This window comes from Peptostreptococcus anaerobius VPI 4330 = DSM 2949, from assembly GCF_000381525.1.
Taxonomy (GTDB): domain Bacteria; phylum Bacillota; class Clostridia; order Peptostreptococcales; family Peptostreptococcaceae; genus Peptostreptococcus; species Peptostreptococcus anaerobius.
On sequence record NZ_KB906606.1, the window covers coordinates 1 to 5,365 of the forward strand.

The following is a 5,365-nucleotide window of genomic DNA, read 5'->3' on the forward strand; positions in this document are numbered from 1 at the left end:
CAGAGTGAAAGCCAGCGCCTTTAGACGCTGGCCGGTAACCCTTGGGCTTATAGCCCGTGTGCAAACCACCCGTTGGACGGGTGGTCATGATTTAATATGGAAGATTTCCTAATTTGCGGGGGTATTTTTCAATTTTTTCATAAAACTAAAGAAGAATGTTGATGTTAGTATTGCTGAGCTCAAGTCTGCAAACGGGGCTGAATATAGAATACCATTTAGACCTGCAATTTTAGAGAATATAATTATAGCAGGCATCAATATTATAACTTGTCTAGTTAATGTAAGCAACATGGCTATTTTTGGTTTTCCTATAGCTTGGAAGAAGTTGGATCCAACTATCTGGAAACCTACGACTGGAAGACACATTATCCAAATTCTCAGGGCCATTACTCCGAAGTTCATCAGATTTTCTTGTCTATTAAATAGTCCGACTAACGCACGTGTTCCAAACATGGCGAGAAGAAATCCTGAGAAGGATATTATTGTGGCAACTATGATAGATGCAGTTGCAGCTTGCCTTACCCTTGTGTAGTTCTTTGCTCCGTAGTTAAAGCTTACAATAGGTTGTAGACCTTGGTTTAGACCTATTATAGGCATGATCATCAGCATCTGTATGGAGTTGATAATACCCATGCCAGAGATAGCTATGTCGCCACCATATCTTGCAAGATAGGTATTTAGTATAAGGTTAAGCACACTAGTTGCTAACTGAAGCATAAAGCCTGGTAATCCCAACATTAATACTTCCTTAGATATTTCGGGAACGATTTTCATATTTTCTATTCTTAGTCTATGAGGGGCATCCTTTTTTAGGAAGTGGCTTGCAGACCAGACAAGAGATACAATCTGAGATATTACAGTTGCTGTAGCAGCTCCACTCATTCCCATCTTGAAAACAAATATAAATAAAGGATCAAGTAAAATGTTTATACCAGCCCCTACAAACATAGTTATCATAGCAAGTTTAGGTTCACCACTGGCTCTCAAAAAATTATTAAATCCCATACCAAGGACTTGGAAAATAGTTCCCATAAAAATTATTCTCATATATTCCATTGAGTATGGAAGGACAGCCTCACTTGCTCCAAAGACTGTCATAAGGGGCTTTAGAAATACTTCTCCAAGAATTGTTATCACGGATCCTACAATTATGAGCATAGCTACTGCATTTCCTATTGATTTTTCTGCCTTATCGATTTTTCCCTGACCCAAACTTATTGAAAAAACTGTTGCACCACCTTGACCGAACAGTATTCCTATAGCAAGGGTTATAATCATAGCTGGAAATGAAATTGTTATTCCAGCTAATCCATTTGCACCCAAATCTGGCGCATTACCAATGAACATTCTATCTACTACATTATATAGGGCATTAACCATCATGCCAATAATAGCAGGAATAGAAAACTGATATAGTAATTTAGAAATTTTTTCATAACCTAGTGGGTTATTTATCTGTATTTTATCTCTTGTTTGTTCCATTAAATATCCTTTCTACATTATTTGCCATTCTATTTAAATAGTCATAGGCTAAATTTTTTTCTTCTGGTGTCATATCATAGGTTAGTATGTCTACCCATGACTCCAATATGTAATGCATGGGCTCTATTATTTCTATACACTTGTCGGTTAGGTATATCTTATTTTGTCTTTTGTCGTGTTGACACCTAATCTTTTCCACCATACCCTTTTTTATTAGGGACTGTATGGCTCTTGCTGTGGAAGCCTTGTCTATATTCAAATAACTTGATAAATATTCTTGAGATACACCCTCATTTAAATATATAGTTATTATAAAGGGCTGTTCCGAACTTGTAATATTCAAATCTTTCAGATGGATGTTTTTATAAACCTGTCCCTTTCTGTATAGGAGAGAAATTATTCTACTAGGACTTATTTTGGCAGATTCTTTTATTGTTTCCATGCTTATATTGGTTTTTTTTATCATAAGTACCACCTCTTTTTATATTGTTATATTAAAAATAGACTTAAGAGTCTTATATTGGATAATGTATTTATGAAACTCCTATTTAGTTGATATGACAACTATATAAGAGTATATATCTTTTTAGTTGTTATGTCAACTAAAAAGTTTATATGGATGTATATTATGGTATAATCAAAATATATAGTCACATTTTGGGAGGTTATTATGAAATTTACATTATGTTACCTAATAAGGGATGGGAAGTATTTGATGCTTCACAGGACCAAAAAAGAGGTGGATGTCAATAAAGGCAAATGGATAGGTGTTGGTGGTAAGCTTGAAGAAGACGAAACTCCAGCTCAGGGTATAGTAAGAGAAATTAAGGAAGAAACTGGATACGATGCTCATGATTGTATATTTAGGGGAGTGGTGGTATTTAAGTACAATAACAACCCACCAGAAGATATGTATTTGTTTACATGCCAAGACTTCTCTGGTAGCCAAAAAATATGCGATGAAGGAGACCTAGCTTGGGTAGATATAGACAAGATAGAAGACCTCAATATATGGGATGGTGACAGGATATTCCACAGGTTGTTAAGAGAGGGTAAGGGGCTTGGTGAAGACAAGATATACCTTACACTCGACTACAAGGATGACGTGCTCATGTCTGATAAGCTTGAGTACAGGAAGGACTTGATATAGTCTAGAAAGGAATAGTATGAGATTAAAAAATACATATAGGGGCTTGCCCAAGGAACTTTACAGTGATCTTTTAGATAGGGTTTGGTTGGGCGAGTGTGATATGGATAAGTTAGAAAAATTAATAGATAAAGATCTGGATTCTAGGTCAAGGGATGCCAATTTGAGTAAGAAGGGCGGTGTAAGTACCCTACTTGTAAATGAAGATCTTGCCAAGGATATGGGTCTTGATCCAAAGCTACTATATAGCAAGGATATGGCCTTGGTCTTGACTGGGAAAAATAAAATTAAGGGGACAGAGCCTATAGCACAGGCCTACATGGGTCACCAGTTTGGCTATCTAAATATGCTAGGTGATGGCAGGGCAATTCTCCTAGGAGAGCTTGAAGAAGGCGACAAACTAGTAGATATACAGTTGAAGGGTTCTGGAAGGACTATCTACTCAAGAGGAGGAGATGGCAAGGCAAGTCTAGGTCCTATGGTCAGAGAATATCTTATAAGCGAGGCTATGGCTGGATTGGGCATAGCTACAACAAGGAGTCTTGCGATTTGTTTGACTGGCGAAGATGTGTTTAGGTACAAAAGAGAAAAGGGGGCAGTCTTAACTAGGATAGCAGATTCCCATATAAGGGTTGGAACATTCCAGTTTGCTGAACAAACTGGTGGCAAAGATATGGTCAAAGACTTGGCAGATTACTCAATTAAGAGACACTATAGGGATATTTTAGATGATGAAAACAAATCATCTAGTTCAAATATATACATAGAATTTTTCAGACGAGTTTTGAATAGACAGGCCAAGTTAATAGCTGATTGGATGTCTGTAGGATTTATCCATGGAGTCATGAATACGGATAATATGGCTATATCAGGTCAGACTATAGACTATGGACCATGTGCCTTTATGGACACTTACAGGCTGGACACAGTATATAGCTCAATCGATAAGGCTGGTAGGTATGCCTATAAGAACCAGCCTACAATAGGGGCTTGGAACCTATCATGGCTAGCCCATAGTCTTGTTGATTTGTTTGACCAAAATCATGAAAAGGGCCTTAACATAGCGAAAAAAGAGTTAGAGAAGTTCCACTTGATATTTCACTCATTCTGGTTTGATAAGCTAAAAAAGAAAATAGGTATATACGGTAGTGAAGAAGATGATAGTAGGTTACTATTTGAACTACTGACTATGCTTGAAAAGTATGAAGCAGACTATACAAATACATTCCTTGCAATGACCTATGATGAGCTAGATTACAGGGAACTTACAGGAATAAAAAACTTATTTGAGTCAGATGAGTTCAAGGCTTGGAAGGACAAGCTTGACTCTAGGAGAAGCCTAGACATACAAAAATCAAGGGCAAAAGAAAACGACTATAAGAATTTGATGAAACAAAACAATCCTGTGATTATAGCTAGAAACAGATTGGTAGAAGATATTATAAGCGGTCTTGAAAACGGTGGTGACTTGTCAGAACTAATTGAACTTGCAAGTGCCCTTAAAAACCCATACGAATTAAATCAAGTCAATATAAAGTTGGTGAAAAAAGATATTTCAACACCACTTACTTATAGGACATATTGTGGTACATAGGAGCCATGATATAGGACACATATACACTATGAAATACAAGATATATACAATATGTATATAATAAATACTCCATTTATGGTAGAATAGTCTATAGTATAGCTCTAGGTTAGAGGAGGAAAAAAAGTGAATACTAAAGTGATTATGGAAAAGTTTAGAAGGGCTATTTCCTACTTGATGATCTTGTTACTTGTTGTCACAATGGCAACAGGATGCTCTCAGAATCTTACGGATTCACAAAAGAGTAATGTTTCATCGAAGGAGAGGGAAGTTAGCCAGAGAGGGCCAAAGAGGATAATATTTTCAAATGACGGATTGATTTATTATACTGGTGACCACTATAAGACGTTTGAAAAATTGTATGAGGAGGATGAATAGTGAAATTAATAGTTGACTTTAACAAGATAAATAGTTTAGAAGAGTTCCATGAATTTATGGCTAAGGAACTAAATTTTGGGGATGAATATGGATATAATTTAGATGCACTACATGATGAAATCAAGTCTTACAAGGATTTAGATATAGAAGTAATCAAGGGTGGCAAGGTTCAAATGGAGATGCAAGAACTAATAGAAGATATGCTGACTAGATAGGCCTAGTTATAAATTTAAAATATTTTATTAAGGTGATATTATGTTGGATATAAAAAATATAATGGAAGATAGGGGTCTTGATATAGGACTTCTAGGAGCAGCCTTGAATATTAGCGATGAAGAAGTATCTGAGATTTTAGAAAACAATAATCCTAGTATGCTGGATGACATATTATTAGGAGAATTGGCTAGGGTCTTGGATATAGATGTTCAAGAATTGATAGTTGAATAGTTAAAGTAAAAAAACCTAGTTGGGACTCAGTCCTGACTAGGTTTTTTGAGTATGACGGGCATGCCGTCAGTCTGTGGTGAAAGTCCACGTAGGGCGTAGTTACCGACGAACCTCATAGCAACTTGCAAGGTTATCACCGTGAGGTGATGGCGAGAAGAAGCAATAGCAAAATCGTAGCCTGACGTACAGAAACCTAATATAAAGGCTTACATAAAGGATGAGTGGGCTCAAAGTCACGAAGTCCAAAAGGCAAACGTAACTTATGTAAGTAAATTAGGCAGGTAGACGAGGAAAGACTGACGACTTATCCCGTGAGGTCT

7 protein-coding genes are annotated in these 5,365 nt (G+C 36.6%); 5 read left to right on the forward strand and 2 right to left on the reverse strand.

Annotated elements, in window-relative coordinates:
- Positions 1-108: 108 nt before the first annotated feature.
- Together F823_RS0100755 and F823_RS0100760 are read right to left on the reverse strand one after the other, a co-directional pair.
- Positions 109-1,482, reverse strand: coding sequence for an MATE family efflux transporter (locus tag F823_RS0100755; RefSeq protein WP_002842567.1), 1,374 nt, complete (start codon positions 1,480-1,482; stop codon positions 109-111).
- Positions 1,463-1,948: a MarR family winged helix-turn-helix transcriptional regulator gene (locus F823_RS0100760; protein ID WP_002842570.1), complete on the reverse strand. Its 486-nt coding sequence runs from the start codon at positions 1,946-1,948 to the stop codon at positions 1,463-1,465. Before F823_RS0100760 ends, F823_RS0100755 begins: the two co-directional genes overlap by 20 nt.
- A 204-nt stretch (positions 1,949-2,152) precedes the next feature.
- Between F823_RS0100760 and F823_RS0100765 the strand changes: the two genes are divergently transcribed.
- The 5 genes from F823_RS0100765 to F823_RS0100785 all read left to right on the forward strand — a co-directional run bounded on the left by F823_RS0100765 (position 2,153) and on the right by F823_RS0100785 (position 5,045).
- Positions 2,153-2,632 (forward strand): NUDIX hydrolase, encoded by a 480-nt coding sequence (locus F823_RS0100765; protein WP_002842518.1) that lies wholly within the window; start codon positions 2,153-2,155, stop codon positions 2,630-2,632.
- 16 nt (positions 2,633-2,648) lie between these two features.
- Positions 2,649-4,223, forward strand: coding sequence for a protein adenylyltransferase SelO (locus F823_RS0100770; protein ID WP_002846671.1), 1,575 nt, complete (start codon positions 2,649-2,651; stop codon positions 4,221-4,223).
- Positions 4,224-4,346: 123 nt separating this feature from the next.
- Entirely contained in the window at positions 4,347-4,598 is a 252-nt protein-coding gene (locus F823_RS0100775; RefSeq protein WP_019595256.1) for a ribonuclease domain-containing protein, read from the forward strand.
- Positions 4,598-4,813, forward strand: coding sequence for a barstar family protein (locus F823_RS0100780; protein ID WP_002846673.1), 216 nt, complete (start codon positions 4,598-4,600; stop codon positions 4,811-4,813). The genes F823_RS0100775 and F823_RS0100780 overlap by 1 nt, the downstream gene beginning before the upstream one ends.
- A gap of 40 nt (positions 4,814-4,853) precedes the next feature.
- The gene (locus F823_RS0100785; protein ID WP_002846674.1) at positions 4,854-5,045 is read left to right on the forward strand and encodes a transcriptional regulator; all 192 of its coding nucleotides are present in this window, start codon (positions 4,854-4,856) and stop codon (positions 5,043-5,045) included.
- Positions 5,046-5,365 lie beyond the last annotated feature (320 nt).